The 18,755-nt window shown below is 72.5% G+C and carries 16 protein-coding genes; 6 read left to right on the forward strand and 10 right to left on the reverse strand.

From position 1 onward, the window contains the following. Window positions 1–87: 87 nt before the first annotated feature. Window positions 88–1,281 carry a hypothetical protein gene (locus tag QCD66_RS18310; RefSeq protein ID WP_364219927.1) on the forward strand — a complete coding sequence of 398 codons (1,194 nt, stop codon included), beginning with the start codon at window positions 88–90 and terminating at the stop codon, window positions 1,279–1,281. A 28-nt stretch (window positions 1,282–1,309) separates the two neighbouring features. Here QCD66_RS18310 and QCD66_RS18315 read toward each other — a convergent pair whose 3' ends face one another. Next, window positions 1,310–1,585, reverse strand: a complete 276-nt coding sequence (locus tag QCD66_RS18315) for a hypothetical protein (protein WP_357540265.1) — start codon at window positions 1,583–1,585, stop codon at window positions 1,310–1,312. A 126-nt stretch (window positions 1,586–1,711) separates the two neighbouring features. Here QCD66_RS18315 and QCD66_RS18320 point away from each other — a divergent pair, with 126 nt between their 5' ends. Then, window positions 1,712–2,863 carry a LysR substrate-binding domain-containing protein gene (locus tag QCD66_RS18320; protein WP_364219924.1) on the forward strand — a complete coding sequence of 384 codons (1,152 nt, stop codon included), beginning with the start codon at window positions 1,712–1,714 and terminating at the stop codon, window positions 2,861–2,863. Between the two features lie 64 nt (window positions 2,864–2,927). On the opposite strand, the gene QCD66_RS18325 is transcribed toward QCD66_RS18320, so the two are convergent. Next, window positions 2,928–4,034 (reverse strand): esterase-like activity of phytase family protein, encoded by a 1,107-nt coding sequence (locus QCD66_RS18325; protein WP_375737031.1) that lies wholly within the window; start codon window positions 4,032–4,034, stop codon window positions 2,928–2,930. Between the two features lie 197 nt (window positions 4,035–4,231). Between QCD66_RS18325 and QCD66_RS18330 the strand changes: the two genes are divergently transcribed. After that, window positions 4,232–4,990, forward strand: coding sequence for an IclR family transcriptional regulator (locus QCD66_RS18330; protein ID WP_375737030.1), 759 nt, complete (start codon window positions 4,232–4,234; stop codon window positions 4,988–4,990). Between the two features lie 56 nt (window positions 4,991–5,046). On the opposite strand, the gene QCD66_RS18335 is transcribed toward QCD66_RS18330, so the two are convergent. Next, window positions 5,047–5,289 (reverse strand): hypothetical protein, encoded by a 243-nt coding sequence (locus tag QCD66_RS18335; RefSeq protein WP_375737029.1) that lies wholly within the window; start codon window positions 5,287–5,289, stop codon window positions 5,047–5,049. Window positions 5,290–5,303: 14 nt separating this feature from the next. Between QCD66_RS18335 and QCD66_RS18340 the strand changes: the two genes are divergently transcribed. Together QCD66_RS18340 and QCD66_RS18345 are read left to right on the forward strand one after the other, a co-directional pair. Then, window positions 5,304–5,807 (forward strand): NUDIX domain-containing protein, encoded by a 504-nt coding sequence (locus QCD66_RS18340; RefSeq protein ID WP_375737028.1) that lies wholly within the window; start codon window positions 5,304–5,306, stop codon window positions 5,805–5,807. 377 nt (window positions 5,808–6,184) lie between these two features. After that, window positions 6,185–7,714 (forward strand): hypothetical protein, encoded by a 1,530-nt coding sequence (locus tag QCD66_RS18345; protein WP_375737027.1) that lies wholly within the window; start codon window positions 6,185–6,187, stop codon window positions 7,712–7,714. Window positions 7,715–7,843: 129 nt separating this feature from the next. On the opposite strand, the gene QCD66_RS18350 is transcribed toward QCD66_RS18345, so the two are convergent. The 7 genes from QCD66_RS18350 to QCD66_RS18380 all read right to left on the reverse strand — a co-directional run bounded on the left by QCD66_RS18350 (window position 7,844) and on the right by QCD66_RS18380 (window position 16,513). Further along, window positions 7,844–9,271 (reverse strand): GH1 family beta-glucosidase, encoded by a 1,428-nt coding sequence (locus tag QCD66_RS18350; RefSeq protein ID WP_364219913.1) that lies wholly within the window; start codon window positions 9,269–9,271, stop codon window positions 7,844–7,846. A gap of 85 nt (window positions 9,272–9,356) precedes the next feature. Continuing rightward, entirely contained in the window at window positions 9,357–10,364 is a 1,008-nt protein-coding gene (locus tag QCD66_RS18355; RefSeq protein WP_375736378.1) for an ABC transporter ATP-binding protein, read from the reverse strand. Then, entirely contained in the window at window positions 10,361–11,407 is a 1,047-nt protein-coding gene (locus QCD66_RS18360) for an ABC transporter permease (protein ID WP_375736384.1), read from the reverse strand. Before QCD66_RS18360 ends, QCD66_RS18355 begins: the two co-directional genes overlap by 4 nt. 9 nt (window positions 11,408–11,416) lie before the next feature. Next, a complete protein-coding gene (locus tag QCD66_RS18365) occupies window positions 11,417–12,397 on the reverse strand; it encodes an ABC transporter permease (RefSeq protein ID WP_364219904.1) in 981 nt (326 codons plus the stop codon). Next, window positions 12,394–13,545, reverse strand: a complete 1,152-nt coding sequence (locus QCD66_RS18370) for an ABC transporter ATP-binding protein (RefSeq protein WP_375736379.1) — start codon at window positions 13,543–13,545, stop codon at window positions 12,394–12,396. The genes QCD66_RS18365 and QCD66_RS18370 overlap by 4 nt, the downstream gene beginning before the upstream one ends. 94 nt (window positions 13,546–13,639) lie before the next feature. Next, complete coding sequence (locus QCD66_RS18375; protein ID WP_375736380.1) at window positions 13,640–15,316, reverse strand: ABC transporter substrate-binding protein; 1,677 nt, start codon at window positions 15,314–15,316, stop codon at window positions 13,640–13,642. Window positions 15,317–15,445: 129 nt separating this feature from the next. Continuing rightward, entirely contained in the window at window positions 15,446–16,513 is a 1,068-nt protein-coding gene (locus tag QCD66_RS18380; RefSeq protein WP_357540241.1) for a LacI family DNA-binding transcriptional regulator, read from the reverse strand. Window positions 16,514–16,797: 284 nt separating this feature from the next. Here QCD66_RS18380 and QCD66_RS18385 point away from each other — a divergent pair, with 284 nt between their 5' ends. Further along, a complete protein-coding gene (locus QCD66_RS18385) occupies window positions 16,798–18,723 on the forward strand; it encodes a ricin-type beta-trefoil lectin domain protein (RefSeq protein ID WP_375736381.1) in 1,926 nt (641 codons plus the stop codon). Window positions 18,724–18,755: the final 32 nt, after the last annotated feature.

Genomic DNA, 18,755 nt, shown 5'->3' on the forward strand with positions numbered 1-18,755 from the left:
CTTCGGGTGCCGGCCGGGTCCGGACGATCATCGGATGTGGGCCACGCGTTGCGCACCGGGTGCGCCGATCGGGCACCATTGCACACTGTGTGGAGCAACCGTCGACGACAGCGGGCCGAGGAGGCCCGGCAGGCGGAGCAGGCCGCCGCCCGGGCCGCCGACGCGTTCCTCACCCTCGACTCCGAGCAGACCTCCGTCGCCGCCGACTTCGACCTGCTGCTCGGCGTGCTCGCGCCGGCCGACGTCCCGGCCGCCCGGCGGTCGTACGACGCCGCCGCCGGGCAGTGCCAGCGGGCCATCGCCGCCTACCTGGCGCTGAACGCGCCCGACGCGCCCCCGCCGGCGACCGCCGCCCTGGAGCGGTCCCGGGCCGACCTCGACGCCGCCCGCGCGGCGCTGACGCGGTTCGCGCAGTGGTGCCGGACCCGGATGGCGCACGCCGCCGCCGCGATCACCGCCGCCGAGGAGCAGGCCGGCGACGCCCGGGACGCGCTGGCCGCGGCGACCGCCGCGATCGAGGCGACCCGGGCCGCCGGCCGCGACACCACCGGCGCGCAGCAGCAGCTCGCCCGTGCCCGGGAGGCGTACCACCAGATCTCCGAGGCCGCCGTCGGGCGCGCCACGGTCGGCATACGCGCCGCGGTCGCCGAGGCCCGCCGCCAGGCCGAGCAGGCCCGCCGGCTGGCCGACGAGGCGCGTACGCTGCCCGAGCGCACGCCGAAGGCACTGGGCAGCCTGCGCACCCGGGTCGACGGGCTGCGCTACCGGATCGGGCAGCTCGACGAGCGGATGTCGGACCTGCGCCGCGAGTTCGTGGCGGCCTGCTGGACCGACCTGACCGGGGGCGCCAAGGCGGCACACACCGAACTCGACGCGGCGGTCGCCGCGGTCGGCGACGCGGAGCGGCGGGTGACCGCCGGCGAGTGGGAGGCGGCCTGGGACGCGGTCACCCGGGCCCGGGGCCACCTGGAGCGGGTCACCGAGACCGTCGACGCGCCGGGCGAGCGGCTGGCCGCGCTGCGGGCCGTACGCGACGACCCGCGGGCCGAGTCGGAACGGACCCGGCGGGTGATCCGCGACGCGCAGCGGTTCGTGCTCGGGCTGCCCGGCGGGCCGCCCGGCGACAGCGCGCGACAACTCGACAGCCGGTCGGCGCTGCTCCAGACGATGGTCGGCAAGCTGGACGTGCCACATCCGGACTACTGGACCTACCTGACGCAGCTGGCCCGCATCCGGACCGAGGTCGGCGAGCTGGTCGACCGGATCCGGCAGGGCGGCTGAGCGGCGCCCGGCACCGGCCGGGGCCGGGTCAGCGGGACCGGTGGGCTGCCGTGGCGGCGCACGCGTCGGCGACCCGGGCCGCCCGTCCGGCCAGGTCGGCGGCGAGGTCGGCCAGCTCTTGCCAGGTACGGGCCAGGACCTGCGCCTCCTCCTCGGTCATCGGGACCACCACGGGGGTCTGCGGTCGGCGCGGGTCGTCGATCGTCAGGGCGGCGCGGACCTCGTCGGCGGCCACGGTGGCCGCGTCGACGTCGAGGCAGGCGTCGTGCAGGCGGCCGAGGGCGGTGCGGGGCGTCCAGAACACGTTCTCCACCCTGAGTGACCGGGGCCCGGCCGAGCAAACGAAACCACCCCCTGATGCCTTCGGAACGCGAGTTCGGCCAACGATCTGTTGGCATACGGCGCGGGCCGGAGGGCTACCCTTGCCCGGGTGTCCCCCGACCGGCGGTTCGACCGCCTGCGTATCAAGCACCTGCGGGTCTTCGACGCGCTGGTGCGGCGCGGTCGCTACCGCAGCACCGCCGAACAGTTCGGCGCCACCGACCAGCACATCCGCGACCTCGTCGACGACCTCGAACAGGCGTTCGGCGGCGGACCCGGGACCCTGGTCACCCAGGTCGCCGGCGCCCGCGGCGCGTACGTCCCCACCCCCGCCGGTGAGCAGGCCCGGGACATCTTCGGGCAGATCCTGAACCTGCTCGACGCCGCCGAACGGCTGCGGGGCGCGGCGACCGGCCAGCAGCGGCTGCTGGCGTTCCTGCCCCACCACACCCAGTTGGTCACCAAGGTGATGGTCGCGCTGCGCGACCGCGACCTCGTCGTACCGCACACCCTCGACGAACTCGACCGGGCCGGCGGGCGCTTCGAGGAGCGGGTGCTCGACAACGTCCGGCGGCGGGTCTACGACCTGGTGCTCGGGCCGCCGCCGGAGCGGCGGGCCAGCGACCGGCGCCGCAAGGGTCTGCAGACCAACCTGCTCTACACCGCGCGGCTGGAGGCGATGGTGCCGGTGGAGCGGGTCGGCGACGGCCACCTCGAGTTGCACCGGCTCGCCGAACACGAACTGCTGCTGCCGCCACCGGGCTTCCGGTCCCGCGACATCCTCGACACCAGCTTCGCGGAGAGCGGCCTGGCCGACCGGGGGCTGCGGCTACGGGTGGTCAAGCCGTCACAGGTGACCGGGGTGCTGGTCAAGATGGGCTGGGACGGGCTGGGCACCGTCGTGCTGCCCTCGGACATCGCGCTGCCGTTCAAGGCGGGGAACTACTCGGCCGGCCCCGACGCCGACCGGTTCGCCTGGGTGCCGCTGGTCACCGGGGCGGACACCTACCTGACGCACGGCGTCTACGTCACCACCCGCGCCCACCGCGAGGCCGAACCGGGCGTACAGGAGATCGTCGACGCGGTCGCCGCGGCCGTCGACGCCACCCCCGGCCTGGAGGGCACCGACCCGCTGGCGGCCGGACCCGCCGACCGCGCGCTGCGGTCGCTGCTCGCCGGCCTCGCCGAAGGGCGGTACGACGGTCACCTCGCCGCCGTCCGCGCGGCGCTCGACGCCCGTGACCCGGCCGGGCCGCCCTGAACGGGCGGACCGCCGGGCCGTCCGGCGGGACGGGGTGGGAGCGCCGGACGGCCCGGGGCCCGGTTCAGGGCAACGTCGCGGCGAGCGTGAGCACCCGGGTGACCTGGGTCGGTGAGCCGTTGTCGTCGCTGATCAGGTGCACCACGGCCGGGCCGCGGCCGAGCGGGGCGAGGGCCGCCATCCCCTCGTAGTTGTCCATCAGCGGGTTGACCTGGCTGCCCGGAGTGGTCGCGCCCAGGGTGGGGCAGGCGGTCAGGTCGGCGACGAGCCGCTTGGTGACCAGCGTGCCGGGTGGCGCGGTGGACAGGTTGGCGATGCCGGAGACGTCGGGCGCGCTGTTCACGCCGGTGACGGCGTACAGCCTGACGTCGTTGCCGACACCGGGGGTGAACTGGATCTCCAGGACCAGCAGGCGGCCGTCGCCGTACGCGGCGACCTCGGAGATCCGGTGCCCGGGGTCGGCGGCGTACCCGAGCTGGCGGTCCAGCGCATAACCCGCGCCGGCCTTCCGGTAGACCAGCATCCGGCGGATCAGCGACTCGCCGGACGCGGGCGCGTCACCGGACAGCGGCGCCTCCATCGCGGCGTAGACGTGGCGGCCGGACGGCGAGATCGACAGGCTCTCCAGGGTGCCGTTGACGCGGGCCTCACCGGCTGGCGCGACCCGGAACCGGGCCGGCACCGGCAGCGCGCCGCGCTCTGCCCCGTCCCGCCCGAAGAGCCGGATCGACGGTTCGACCTCGGAACTGACCAGGAGGCGGCCGTCGGGCAGGACGGCGACGCCCTCACCGTCGAAGGTGTCGCCGTCGTAGCGGGTGCCGTCCGGGCGGCGCAGCGGCACCGTGGCGCTCACCCGCGGGTCCAGCGGGTCGCGGACGAAGAACAGCCGAGGGTCGTCGTCGGAGACCGTGACGAACCCGAGGGTACGCACGTCCGGGGCGAACGCGGACAGTTCGGTGACCGGTACGCCGGCGAACGTCGTCTTGTCCAGGGCGTCGCTGAAGGCGAGGGCGGATGCGGCCGGCGGGCAGTCGGCACCGCCGCGCGTCGGCGCCGCGCCGGCCGGCGGCACGACATCGGCGGGCGCGGCCCCGGCGGGAGCCACGGGTACGGCGACCCCGGCGAGCAGCAGGGTGGCGACGGTGAACAGGCGGGCGGTGGTGGACGGCATGATCGCTCCTTCCGGGCAGCGAGGGCGGTGCCGCCGCCGAGCATGCGCCGCCGCCCGGCCGCGCCGGCCCACCCCGTTCCACGGCCCGGAACCACCGGGCCGACCGTCCCCCGTTTGGTGACGATCCGTAGCTGACCGCAGTCGATCGGTGTACGTTGAGTCAGCCGTGGGCATCGGGCCCACCCCAGGAGGTCGGGATGCGGCCCGAGCCACCCGGCCCTGACGGTGGGCCGCCGACGGGCGCCGTCGGTCGCGCCGTACGCCTGCTGGAGCTGCTGGCCAGCGGCGGCCCACGCAGCCTGACCCGGCTGGTCACCGACACCGGGCTGCCGAAGACCACCGCGCACCGCGTCCTGCGCATGCTGGTGGCGCACGACCTGGTCGCGCACGGGCCCACCGGCTACGAGGTCGGCCGCCGGATGCGTGAGCTGGCGAACCTGATCGTCGGCCAGCACGACGACCTGCGCCGCGTCCTCATGCCGTTCCTGGTCGACCTCTACGAGCGCACCGACCACGCCGTACGGCTCGGTGTGTTACGTGGCGACGAGTGCGTCTACCTGGAGACCGTGTACGGCGCCCGGCACGCGGCGGCGGTGCGCGGTGCCGGCGACCACGGTCCGGCGCACAGCACGGCGGCGGGCAAGGTGCTGCTGGCGTACACGGCGGGTCGGGTCCCCCGTCAACGCCCGCTGCCGTGGTTGACCTCGTTCACCGTCGTCGACCCGGCCCGGCTCGGCGACGAACTGACGGCGGTACGGCGTACCGGCGCCGCGACGGCCAGCCAGGAACAGCGGCTCGGCCTGGTCACGGTCGCGATGCCGGTGCTGGGGCGGGACCGGGCGGTCGTCGCCGCCATCGAGATCGTCGGCGACGCGGCGTTCCGGCCCCGGGAGGTCGCCACCGCACACCGGCAGGTGGCGCTGGCCGCGTCGGTGGCGCTCGGCAGCCGCACGTGAGTTGATCTGAGCGCCAGGCACCCTACGCGGCGCCGATAAGGTGGCTGACGCTCGGATCAACAGCGGCACCCACCCGCGCCCTGCGGCGAGGCCCGGCGACGCCCGCCCTGCCACGCCCGCCACGCCCGCAGCGCCCGCACGATCAAGGGGATGATGTTCGCAAGCCGGGCGCGGAACGCCACGATTCCTCCGTGATCGACGCCTGGGGCGCGGGAACGGCCGCCGGCCGCGAGGATCGCTGGGCCGGCCACCTCCAGCCCGTCGGTGGCGGCGGCGAGCGGCCGTGGCGGCGCGTCCACGGTAGCCTCCTGGCGTGACGACAGCGTCCGACGACGACACCGCGACAGCGTCTGGCGACTGCACCGCGACGCTGCCGCGTAAGCGGATGGCCGCGGCCGTGCTGTTCCGCGACGTCAGAGGCCGGATCCTGTTGGTGGAACCCCGGTACAAGGACGACTGGGAGTTGCCGGGCGGATGCGTCGAAGCCGACGAGTCGCCGTACGCGGCCGCGATGCGGGAGCTGAACGAAGAACTCGGCCTGTCGCTGACGCCCGGCGGGCTGTTGGTGGTCGACTGGGTCCCGGCGCAGGCCGGCCGCACCGAGGGCGTCATGTTCGTCTACGACGGTGGCGTACTCGCCCCCGCCAGCGAGGCGGAGATCCGCCTGCCGGCCGACGAGTTGCGCAGCTGGGCCTGGTCGACTCCGGCCGAGGCGCGACAGCGACTCTCGCCGCTGCTGGCCCGGCGGGCCGCGGCCGCGCTGGCCGCGGTGGGCGGCGGCACGGCCTACCTGGAGGACGGCAACCGCGTCGGGTAGGCGTTCCGCCGGCCGAGAGAGGACGGTCGAAAGAGGACGGTCGAAAGAGGACGGTCGACGCCGCCCGGCGGCGGGCGGCAACGCCGACACGAAGAGACCGCCCCACCCGCGACACGGGCCCATGGCCGGACGCGCGGCGGCCGTACGTGAGTTGACCTGAGCGTCAGCCACCTTACGCGGCGTCGACAAGGTGGCCGACGCTCAGATCAACAGCGGCGCCGCCCCGCGGCCCGGCCCGGCGGCGCCCGCCCCTCCCGTCCGGCGGCACGTTGTATTGCGCCGGGATGACCCGTGCGTTTCAATTGGTCGACCCGACTGAGAGAGCGCTCTCAGATCCGCTGGTTCCCCCACCACCGACATCCACGCGGAGTGTGTCCATGCCAACCGACCAGCCCGCCCCGCTCCCCCGGCCCGCGCTGCGCCGCCGGCACGTCCTCGCCCTGTCCGCGACCGCCGCGACCGTCGCCGCCACCGGCGTCCAGGTCGCGACGCCCGGCAGCGCCCTGGCCGGCGGCGGCCACGACCGGCCGCGCCCCGGCCGGGTCGTCGACCGCCATCTCGAGGCCCCGGTCGAGCGCGCCTACCACTACCTCGACTTCGTGCAGGACGCCTACCAGCGTGGCGACACCCCGCGCCTGCTCCAGAGCTACAACAACGAGTCGCAGCTCATGACGACCGCGTTCATCTACGACAACGCGCTCGCCGCGATCGCCTACCTGGCCCGCCCGACCCGCGACAACGTACGCCGGGCCCGGATCATCGGCGACGCGCTGCTCTTCGCCCAGGGCAACGACGAGGCGTACGCCGACGGTCGGCTGCGGCAGGCGTACGCGGCCGGGCCGATGCTGTTCTACGGCGGCTCGCCGGAGTTCCCCGGACTCGTCCGCGCCGACGGCAAGGCGGCGTTCCTGTGGCCGTACGGCTTCAGTGGCTCCTCGGTCGGCGACGTGTCGTGGGCCGCGCTCGCGCTGACCCACGTCTACGCCCACACCCGGGTGCGCAAGTATCTCGACGGCGCGGTCGCCGCCGCCCGCTGGGTGGTGGACAACACCGTCTCGCCCTACCGGTACGGCGGCTACCACGGCGGCGTGCAGGGCGACGGCGTCACCCACCAGCGCTGGTGCTCCACCGAGCACAACATCGACGCGTACGCACTGTTCACGTTGCTGGTCCGCTACACCGGCGACCGGGCCTGGCACCGGCACGCCAAGGTGGCCGGCGACTTCGTCCGGTCGATGTGGAACCCGGTCGACGGGCACTTCTGGACCGGTACGCAGGGCGCGGGTCCCGCCGACGACCCGGACGAGATCAACCGGGCGGTCCGGCCGGAGGACCCGAACACGTGGGGCTATCTGGCGCTGCGCGAGCGGACCCACGCCCGCGGGCTGGACTGGACCGCGCGGGAGCTGGCCGTCACCGACGCCGCCGGCCCGAACTCGGAGATGCCACCCGGCCGGCCCGTCTCCGGGGTCACGTTCAGCGACCTGTCGAAGGTCCTCACCGGCACGGTGCCCGGCGGCGACCGGCCCAACAACCGCGACGCGGTGTGGCTGGAGGGCAACGGCCACCTCGCCGCCGCCCTGCTGGAGCGCGGCGACCGGCCCCGGCGCGGCCCGGACGACCGGACCCGGGCGGTGCACCACCTGCGCCAGACGGTGGTCGCGCAGGAGCGGCTCGGCGGCGGGCAGACCGTCGGGCTGACCGACGACCCCAACGGCGGCCGGCTGTCCGACCCGGCGGCCGGCGGCACCTGGACCGGCCGGCGGCTGCCCGCCCGGTCCGGGATCGTCTCGGCGACCAGCGCCTTCGACACCGGGTTCGGGTTCGCGTACTTCCAGCGGCAGCACGTCGGCGCCACCGCCTGGTTTTTGATGGGCGCGCAGTCGGTGAACCCGTACCGGATCTGACGCCTGGCCGCCCGGCCGGGTGCCTTCGGCCGGGCGGCGGCAGGCGCCGGTCGGTGGCCGCCCGGACGGCCACCGACCGGCGTACCGGGCCGCCCCGGGACGCCGGCGCGTCCGGGGTGGCCCGGCGGCTCAGGCCCGGTTGCCGCGGACCCGCCGGATCGTGTCGCGATACCACAGGGCGCTGCGCTTGGGCGTACGCACCTGGGTGTCGTAGTCGACCCGGACGATCCCGAACCGCTTCGCGTAGCCGTACGCCCACTCGAAGTTGTCGAGCAGCGACCAGGCGAAGTAGCCGCGTACGTCGGCGCCCTGCTGGCGGGCCCGCGCGACCGCGCCGATGTGCGAGACGAAGTAGGCGGTGCGCTCGTCGTCGCGGACGAACCCGTTCTCGTCGGGCTCGTCGTCGAACGCCGAACCGTTCTCGGTCACCACCATCGGCAGGTCGGGGTAGTCGCGGCCGAGCCGCACCAGCAGCTCGGTGAAGCCCTCGGGCACGATCTCCCAGCCCATCGCGGTACGCGGCCGGCCGGTCGACACCTCCCGCACCACCGGGTTGCCGTCGGCGTCGGTGGTGTTGCCGTCCTCGTCGACGCCGGAGAACGCCGAGCTGAAGTAGTGGTTGACGCCGAGCACGTCGAACGGCGTGGAGATGATCTCCAGGTCGCCGTCGCGGACCGGGATGGTGATCCCCTGGGCGGCCAGGTCCTCGACCACGTCGGCCGGGTAGCGGCCGTACCGCAGCGGGTCGAGGTAGATCCGGACCCCGAGGCCGTCCGCGCGCCGGGCCGCCTCCCGGTCGAGTTCGGTGTCGGTGGCCGGGCTGGACGAGCCCATGTTGAGCGTGATGCCGAGGTCGACCGGGCCGGACGCCGCCGCCCGCATCCGCTGGGTCGCCAGGCCGTGGCCGAGCAGCAGGTGGTGCACCGCCGCCATGCTCGCCGGGAAGTCCTTGATGCCGGGCGCGTGGTTGCCGTACGCGTAGCCGAGCATCGCCGAGCACCACGGCTCGTTCAGCGTGGTCCAGGTCCGTACCCGGTCCTTCAGGTGGTCGAAGACCAGCATCGAGTAGTCGGCGAACCGGTACGCGGTGTCCCGGGCCGGCCAGCCGCCGGCGTCCTGGAGTTCCTGCGGCAGGTCCCAGTGGTAGAGGGTGATCCACGGGTCGATGCCCTGACCGAGCAGTTCGTCGACGAGCCGGTCGTAGAAGGCCAGGCCGGCCGGGTTGACCGGGCCGCGCCCGCCCGGCTGCACCCGTGGCCAGGCCACCGAGAACCGGTACGTGTCGACGTCGAGTTCGCGCATCAGCGCGACGTCCTGCGGCATCCGGTGGTAGTGGTCGCAGGCGACGTCACCGTTGTCGGCGCCGTCGATCGCACCGGGTACCCGGCAGAACGTGTCCCAGATCGACGGCGTACGGCCGTCCTCGGCCACCGCGCCCTCGATCTGGTACGACGAGGTGGCCACCCCCCACCGGAAGTTCGGTGGCAGGGTGTCGATCGGGTCGGTCTGACCGCTTTCCACGTGGCCGGGATCGAGTGTCGTGGCGGTCGTGTCCATGCTGCTCCTGATCGGTTCGATGGATGGGTACCCGGTCGACGGACGGGTACCGGGTCGGTGGGTACGGGAAGCGGGTGGCCGGCCGTCAGCCGGTCGGTGCGGCCGGGTGCAGCCAGCAGGCGACGGTGCGGGCCGGTCCGGCCCGGTCCGGCGGCGGGCCGAGCACCGGGATCTTCTCGTGGCACGGGTCGAACGCCTTGGGGCAGCGTGGGTGGAAGGCGCAGCCGGTCGGCATCGCCCGCAGGTCCGGTGGTGAGCCGGGGATGCCGGACAGTTCGCGGCGCGGTCCGCGCAGCGCCGGGAACGAGCGCAGCAGCCCCTCGCTGTAGGGGTGCAGCGAGTCACGGTAGAGGGTGGCGGCGGGTGCCTCCTCGACGATGCGCCCGCCGTACATGATGGCGATCCGGTCGGAGAACTCGACCAGCAGCGACAGGTCGTGGGTGATGAACAGCACCGCGAAGCCGAGCCGTTCGCGCAGTTCGACGAGCTGGCCGAGGATCTGCCGCTGCATCACCACGTCGAGCGCGGTGGTCGGCTCGTCCATGATGACGATCTGCGGTTCGAGGGCCAGCGCCATGCCGATCATGACCCGCTGGCGCATGCCGCCGGAGAGCTGGTGCGGATAGCTGTCCAGCCGGTCGGCGGAGATGCCGACGAGCCGGAGCAGTTCGCGGGCCCGGTCGAGCCGGGCGGCCGGGCTCAGTCGCGGCTCGTGCGCCTTGATCACGTCGAGGAGCTGGGTGGCGACCTTGTGGACCGGGTTGAGGGAGTTCATCGCCCCCTGGAACACGATCGACGTCTCCGCCCAGCGGAACCGGCGCAGTTCGGCCGGGGTCAGGGCCATCACGTCGAAGGGTTCGGCGCCGCCGGGCGGGTGGTAGACCACCGATCCGCCGCTGACGACGCCGGGCGGCGGCAGCAGCCGGGTCAGGCCGTACGCCAGCGTCGACTTGCCGCTGCCGCTCTCCCCCGCCAGGCCCAGCACCTCGCCGCGGTGCAGGGTCAGGCTGACGTCGCGTACGGCGCGTACCGCCTGGTCGCCGAGGCCGTAGTCGACGTCGAGGTGCTTGATTTCGAGTACGGGCGTGGTCATCGCTGGCCGACCCTTTCGCTGGAGAGCACGTCGGCGCCGCGGGGCGCCGGTGGCGGGGGCGCGGTGCGCAGGACCGGGGTGAACCCGACCCGCATCCGCACGGTGCGGCCGTCCGCGGTCTTGACACTGGTCTTGCCGCTGCTGCGCAGCCGGGGGCTGACGAACTCGTCGATGCCGAAGTTGACCAGTGACAGGGCGGTGCCGAGCAGGGCGATGGCCAGGCCGGCCGGGACGAACCACCACCAGGCACCCTGGGCCAGGGCCTGCTGGGACTGGGCCCAGAACAGGATCGTGCCCCAGTTCCACTCCGACACCGTGGAGATGCCGATGAAGGCCAGCGTGATCTCGGTCATCACCGCGAAGATCACCGTGCCGACGAAGCCGGAGGCGATGATCGCGGTCAGGTTCGGCAGGATCTCGAAGATGATGATCCGCCAGGTGCTCTCGCCGGTGGCCCGGGCCGCCTCGACGTAGTCGCGCCGGCGCAGCGACAGGGTCTGCGCACGCAGCACCCGGGCTCCCCAGGCCCACGAGGTGGCGCCGATGACCAGGGCGACCATCAGGTCGCCGGCGCCCGGGATGGTGGAGGCCACGATGATGATCAGGGGCAGGGCGGGGATCACCAGGAACACGTTGGACAGCGCCGAGAGGCTCTCGTCGGCGGCGCCGCCGAGGAACCCGGCGGTGACCCCGACGAGCACCGACAGCACGGTGGCGACCAGGCCGGCGAGGAAGCCGACGAAGATGACGCCCCGGGTGCCGACCAGCACCTGGCTGAAGATGTCCTGCCCCAGGTGGGTGGTGCCGAACCAGTGCTCCGCCGACGGCGGCGCGACCAGGTCGGAGCCGCGCGCCGACGGGTCGTACGGGGCGATCCACGGCCCGATGACCGCCAGCAGCAGGAAGAAGCCGAGGACGACCAGGCCGGTGGCCGCCTTGGGGTTGGCGACGAACCGCAGCCGGCGCCGTTTCGGGGCGGCCTGGGCGGGCGCGGCGGGCGCGCCGTCGCCGGTGACCGTACCGGTCATCGTGGTGGCGGGCATGGACACCGGTCAGCCCTCCTTGCGGGTACGCGGGTCGAGTGCGAGGTAGGCGAGGTCGGCCAGCAGGTTCGCGACCAGCACGGAGATCGTGATGATCAGGAAGATGCCCTGCATCAGCGGGTAGTCCTTGGCGCCGACCGCCTGGAAGAGCTGGAACCCCAGGCCCGGGTAGGAGAAGACGATCTCGACCAGGAGGGTGCCGCCGACGATGAAGCCCAGCGACAGGGCGAAGCCGGAGACGTTGGGCAGCAGCGCGTTGCGGGCGGCGTAGCTGACCGCGACCCGCCGCTCGGACAGGCCCTTGGCGTGCGCGACGGTGATGTAGTCCTCCGCCGCGACGGTGACCATCATGTTGCGCATGCTGAGGATCCAGCCGGAGACCGACGAGACCAGGATGGTCAGTGCCGGCAGCAGGCTGTGCTGGATGGCGCTGGGGATGAAGTACTGGTCCCAGGCCGGCACCAGGCCGGGCGCGTAGCCGCCGGACGACGGGAAGAAGCTGCCCGGCCCGGCGAGCAGGGCGATCGCGATCAGGCCGAGCCAGAAGTACGGGATCGACGAGAGGAAGGTGGTCACCGGCAGCAGCCCGTCGGCCCACGACCCGCGCCGCCAGCCGGCCAGCACGCCGAGCGAGGTGCCGACGAAGAAGCTGATGATGGTGGTGATGCCGACCAGGGCCAGGGTCCACGGCAGGCTGTCGGAGAGCACCTGGGAGACCGGGGCCGGGAAGAACGTGAACGACATGCCGAGGTCGCCGCGGAAGAGCTGGCCCCAGTACTCGACGTACTGCTGCCAGAGGCTCTTGTCCTCGTCGAGGCCGAACAGGACGTAGAGCGAGGCCATCGCCTCGGTGCTGAGCTGGCCCTGGTAGCGGGCGATCAGCGAGCGGACCGGGTCACCGGGGATCATCCGGGGGATGAAGAAGTTGAGGGTGATCGCCGCCCACGCGGTGAAGAGGTAGAACGCGACGCGTTGCAGCAGGAACCTCACGGCTTCACCACCCGGCCGTTGTCGGTGCCGGCCGCCGGTGCGGCGTCCCCGTCGTCCGCGGACCCGGGCGCGACGTCCGTCGCCGGTGCGCCGTTCTCGTAGAGCCAGCAGGCCGCCCAGTGCCCGGTGCCGTCGGCCAGGTCGAAGCGGGGCGGCAGGTCGGTGCGGCACTTCGGCATCACGTGCACGCACCGGGGGTTGAACCGGCAGCCGGCCGGCGGCCGGATCAGGCTCGGCGGCTCGCCGCCGGCCCGGTCGACCGGGGTGGTCTCGGCCAGTTCGTGCGCGTCGCCCTGCAACCGGTCGGGATCGGGCGCCGACTCGATCAACAGCCGGGTGTACGGGTGTGCCGGCCGCTGGGTGACCGTCTCGCTGTCGCCGCCCTCGACCATCCGGCCGGCGTACATGACCAGGGTCTCGTCGGCGAAGTAGCGGGCCGAGGCGATGTCGTGGGTGATGTAGAGGATGCCGAGGTTGAGCCGTTCCTTCAGGTCGCGCAGCAGGTTGAGCACGCCGAGCCGGATCGAGACGTCCAGCATGGACACCGGCTCGTCGGCGAGCAGCACCTGCGGGTCGGCGCCGAGGGCGCGGGCGATCGCGACCCGTTGCCGCTGCCCGCCGGAGAGTTCGTGCGGGAACTTGTCGAGATAGCGCTCGGGCGGGGTGAGTTGCACCCGGCCGAGCAGGTCGTGCAGGTTGGCCTCGAGGTCGGCGGCGGTCTTCCCGGCCCGGCCGTGGATGCGCAGCGCCCGGGTGAGGTGGTAGCGGACCGTGTGGACCGGGTTCAGCGAGGCGAACGGATCCTGGAAGATCATCTGCACCTGGCGGCAGTAGGCCCGGAACCGGCGGCCGCCGCGTACGGTGACCGACTCGCCGCGCAGCCGGATGTCGCCGGCCGTACGCCGGAAGAGTTGGGCCAGCAGCCGGGCGACGGTCGACTTGCCCGAGCCGGACTCGCCGACCAGGGCGGTCACCCGGCCGCGCCGCAGGGTGATGTGCACGTCGTCGACGGCGTGCACGTGCAGTGCCGGGCGGAAGAGGTCGCGGACCCCCCGCCGGACCGGAAAGTGCTTGGTGAGGCCCTCGGCTTCCAGGACCACCTCGGTGGTCGGGGCCGCCGCGGGCGTCGGGACGCTGGTTGTGGTCATCGTGCCGAGGCTCCTGTGCCGGGTCGGGCCTGTCGCCGCCTGGGGCCTCCCGGGCGGCACCGTGGCGCCGCCCGGGAGGGGTCAACAGGTCGGATCAGGCGTTGGCGGGCTTGAGGTTGAGCACGACGTCGACCGCGTTCGGCTGGGTCGGCTGCGCCGGGGCGTACGGGTTGGCGTCGTCCGGCCAGCCCACCCAGTTCGTCGTCACGTACGCGCCACCGGCGTTGTCGGCGCCGACCGGGATCATCGGCATCTGCTCGACGAAGATCTTCTGGAGGGTGTTCATCGCGGTGGTGCGGGCCGCGTCGTCGGCGGCGTTGGCGAAGGCGGCCAGCGCCGCGGTCGCCTCCGGGCTGTCGAACCGGCCGAAGTTGCCCGCCGCCGGGGTCCCGATCGGCTTGAGCAGGGCACCGTCCATGATGGTCTGGTAGATGTCGTACGGCGTGGTGCCGCCGTTGGTCCACCGGAAGGTGGCGTCGAAGTTGCCCTCCTCGACGGCCTGGAACCAGGCGTCCTGGTTGGCCTTGTCGACGGTGGCGGCGATGCCGATCTGGGACAGGTTGTCCTTCACGATCTCGAGGCTGGTGATGTAGTCGGACCAGCCGGCGGGGTCGGTCAGGGTCAGCGTGACCGGCTTGCCGGTCGGGTCCTTCAGGGTGTTGCCGTCGAAGGTGAAGCCGGCGGCGGTCAGCTCGCGCTTGGCGCCCTCGACGTCGACCTTGTGCAGTTGGCCCTTGAACTCCGGCGCGATGAACGACTCACCGGCCGGGGTCGGGATGCCGGTCACCGAGGTCACCTCGGGGTGGAAGTACGCCGCCTCGGCCTGCACGAAGATGTCGTTGCGGTTGATGACCATGTTCATCGCCCGGCGCAGCGCCGGGTTGTCGAACGGCTTCTTGGTGGTGTTGATGTAGAGGCCGTGGATGCCGAGCACCGAGGCCGGCCAGACCTTGTTGTGCTCGGGGTTCTTGTCGACGTAGACGGCCTTGTAGTTGGGGATGAAGACGAAGCTCCACTCGGCCTCGCCGTTGGCCAGGGCGGTGGTCTGCGCGTTGTTGTCGGTGTACGACGTGTAGCGCAGTTCCTTGACCGCCGGCGGGTCCTGCCAGTAGCCGTCCCGGGCCACCAGCGTGGTGGTCTGCGGGGTGAACGACTTCAGGGTGAACGGGCCGGTGCCGACCGGGTTCTTGTTGATGTCGGTGGTCGGGTCGGCGATGCCCGACCAGATGTGCTTGGGCACCATCGGGATGGAGTTGAGGATCTTGGCCTGGTTGACGAACTGCGGGGAGCCGAACGTCATGTTGACCACGTTGCCGGCGACGGTGATGTCGCCGTACGGCACGGCGGCGCCGTTGAGCCCCTCGTGCTTCTTGATCAGCTCGAAGGTGAACGCGACGTCCTCGGCGCTGAACGGCTTGCCGTCGGACCAGGTGACGCCGTCGCGGATGGTCAGCGCGACCGCCTTGTAGCCGTCGGTCCATTCCCACTTGGTGGCCAGCCACGGCTTGGCGGGGTCGGCGGGGCGGATCGCGTTGGTCATCACCAGCGGCTCGTAGATCTGCCAGCGGTAGCCGAGCGAGGCGCCCGACGACGAGCCGAGGAACGGGTTGTGGTTCTCGGTCTGCGGGCCGTTGGGCATGCCCACCTTGAGCACGGTGGTCGAGCCGGCCCGGTTGTTGTTGCTGTTGGGCGACTCGCCGCTGCAGGCGGCCAGCAGGCTCATCGCGGTGAGACCCGCGACGGCCGCCGCCGCCAAACGCTTGGCGCGCATCTGGTTCCTCCTGATGGTCGGGTGGTGCGGTTGTGGTGTGGTGTGGGTGATATGTGTGCTGGAGATGGCTCGTAGAGCGCTCTCACGATCGGGTACAGCTAAACCCCGGCAGGGTGTGCCGGGGTTTTGTCAGACGGGAACTGCGGGGGTCGCCGGAACGGCGGGCCCGGTCTGGCCGGGCGGGTTCGGGACGGGAGTGGTGGGTACGGTCGAGCCGCGGACGATCAGCGTGGTGGGCAGCACCTGCGGGGTCTCCGGCAGGGGCGTGCCCGCGAAGTGGTCGATGAGCATCCGGGCGGCCGCCTCGCCCATTTCGCGCATCGGCTGGTGCACGGTGGTCAGCGGCGGGTCGGTGTGCTGCGCGTACGGCACGTCGTCGAACCCGACGACGGCGACGTCGCCGGGCACCGACCGGCCCGCCTCGCGGACGGCGCGGATGGCGCCGCCGGCGGACAGGTCGTTGTGGGCGAAGACGGCGTCGAAGTGCACGCCGCCCTCGAGCAGCCGCTGGACCGCGCGGCTGCCGCATTCGAGGGTGAAGTCACCCTCGACGACGAGTTCGGGGGGTAGCGGGTGGCCGTTCGCCGCGTACGTCTCGACGAAGCCGGCCAGCCGGTCGCGGGTGCAGCCGAACCGCCGGCTGCCGGTCACCACGAGCGGCCGGGTGCGGCCGATCCCGAGCAGGTGCCCGGCGGCGGCGGCACCCCCGGCCAGGTTGGTGGTGGCGACCGACGGGAAGACCCGCCGGCTGCCCCGGTCGTCGATGAGCACGACCGGCAGCCCACGTCCGGGCAGTTGGGTGATGTAGTCGAGGGTGCCCTCGGGCTCGATGACCAGCAGCCCGTCGAACGACTTCGCCGACACCTGGGCGGCGAACTGGCGCATCGACTGGGCACCCCGGTTGCAGGTGAAGAGCAGCAGGCCGTAGCCGCCGCTCTCGACCACGTCGACGGCGCCCTGGACGACCTCGCCGATCCACGGCCAGATCAGCGAGGGGACCAGCATGCCGACGATGCGGGTACGGCCCCGGGCCAGGCCGACGCCGCGGGCGCTGGGCACGTAGCCCAGCTCCTCGATCACGGCGCGTACCCGGGCGGCGGTGTCGTCGTCGAGTTCACCGCGGCCGTTGAGCACCCGCGAGACGGTGGTCTTGCTGACCCCGGCTCGCGCGGCGACATCGGCGATGGTGATACGCACGACACCCCCTCGTGTGTCACGGCGGTTAACCGCGGATGCGGAACCGGTTTCGAAACCGGTTCCGGGCCGAGTCAACCGGAGTGACGCGCACCACGTCAATAACGCACGGATAACGAAACTAAATGTATAGCAAACCTTGCTAACAGTTAGATCCTGGTGTTACCTCATATCAGCGTCGATGTCTCGCCCACCACCCCGGGGCCCGAAGGTCACCGTGCGTGACCAAACACAGGTGCGGCAACGCCCACCCACCGAAAGCCCTTCTCAGGAAGGGGGAGATCCCCGTGCCATCGACCGGGACCCCACCACCCGTCACCGTCCGTACCGGCCGGCGCACCACCCGCCGCCGGGCCGCCGCGGCCACCGCACTCGCCACCTGCCTGGCCGCCACCAGCCTCGCCCTGGCGGCCAGCCCACCCGCCCACGCCGCCAACGAGCGGGTCGACGTCTGGCTGACCACCACCTCCGACGCCGGCGGCCGGGTCGTCACCCGGGGCCTGCAACCGCAGACCCCGACCGCGTTCTCGGCGGGCGCCGGCAGCGCCACCCACACCGTCACCGTCGACGAGAACACCACCCACCAGAGCTTCGAGGGCGGTGGCGCGTCGTTCACCGACAGCGCCGCCTGGCTGCTGGGCAGCAGCAACACCGTCAGCGCGACGACCCGGGACCGGGTCATGCGCGACCTGTTCCACCCGGTCGACGGCATCGGCCTGGCGTTCGTACGCAACCCGATGGGCGCCTCCGACCTGGCCCGGTTCAACTACTCGTACGACGACACCTGCTGCGACCTCGGCGACTTCAGCATCGGCCACGACCTCGCCGACGTGGTGCCGCTGACCAGGCAGGCGCGCGCCCTGAACCCGGCACTGAAGGTCAAGGGCGCACCCTGGAGCGCGCCGGCCTGGATGAAGGACAACAACCGGTTCACGAACCGGGGTTGGCTTAAATGGGAGCATTATCCGACCTATGCGCAGTATTTCGTGAAATACATCCAGCAGAACCAGGCCCAGGGGCTGAAGATCGACTACGTGTCGGTGCAGAACGAGCCGACCTGCTGCGGCACCGACGCCACCGGCTACGCCTCGATGAACTGGAACGGCTCCGGGCTGCTGGAGTTCACCAAGAACCACCTGCTGCCCGCCTTCCGGGCCGCCGGCATCACCACCAAGGTGCTGATCCTCGACTACAACTGGGGCAACTACGACGACCTCGGCTCGGTGCCGCTGGCCGACGCCGCGCTGCGGGGCGACCCGCTCTTCGGCGGCATCGCCTGGCACGGGTACGGCGGCGACGTCAACCTGCAGAGCACCATCCGCAACCAGTACCCGGCGGTCAACCAGTACATGACCGAGCACTCCGGCGGCACCTGGGTCGGCGACCAGCACGCCCAGGACATGCACAACCTGATCGACTACACCCGCAACTGGAGCCGGTCGTGGGTGAAGTGGAGCCTGGCGCTGGACCAGAACATGCTGCCGTACGTCGGTGCCGGCTGTAACGTCTGCACCGGCCTGGTCACCGTGCAGCGCGGCGGCAGCCGGCACGGCCAGGTCGACAAGACCGTCGAGTACTACACGATGGGCCACCTGACCAAGTTCGTGAAACCCGGCGCGGTACGCATCGCGTCCACCGCCAACGGCTCGGTCAAGAACGTCGCCTGGAAGAACCCGGACGGGTCCAAGGCGCTGATCGTCCACAACACCACCGGCGGCAGCCAGTCGATGCGGGTCAACTGGGGCAACCAGTCCTTCGTCTACACCCTGCCCACCCGGACCTCGGCCACGTTCACCTGGTCCGGTACGCCGGGCGGCCCGAACCCGCCGGCCGGCGGGCCGATCACCGGCCTGGCCGGCAAGTGCGTCGACGTCGCCGCCGCCGGCACCGCCGACGGCACCACCGTGCAGTTGTACGGCTGCAACGGCACCGACGCGCAGCGCTGGACCCGTCCCGGCGACGACACCGTACGGGCGCTGGGCAAGTGCCTCGACGTCAGCGGCGGCTCCACCGCCGACGGTTCCCGGGTGCAGTTGTGGACCTGCAACGGCACGCCCGCGCAACAGTGGACGTACACCGCCGGTCGTGACCTGGTCAACCCGCAGGCCGGCAAGTGTCTGGACGTGACCGGCAACAACTCCGCCGACGGCACCCCGCTGCAGATCTGGAGCTGCACCGGCGCCGGCAACCAGAAGTGGACCGTCCCGGCCTGACCTCCGCCCCCGCCCGGTCGGGGCCGGTCCGC

It is taken from the genome of Polymorphospora sp. A560 (assembly GCF_045781765.1).
GTDB lineage: Bacteria > Actinomycetota > Actinomycetes > Mycobacteriales > Micromonosporaceae > Polymorphospora > Polymorphospora lycopeni.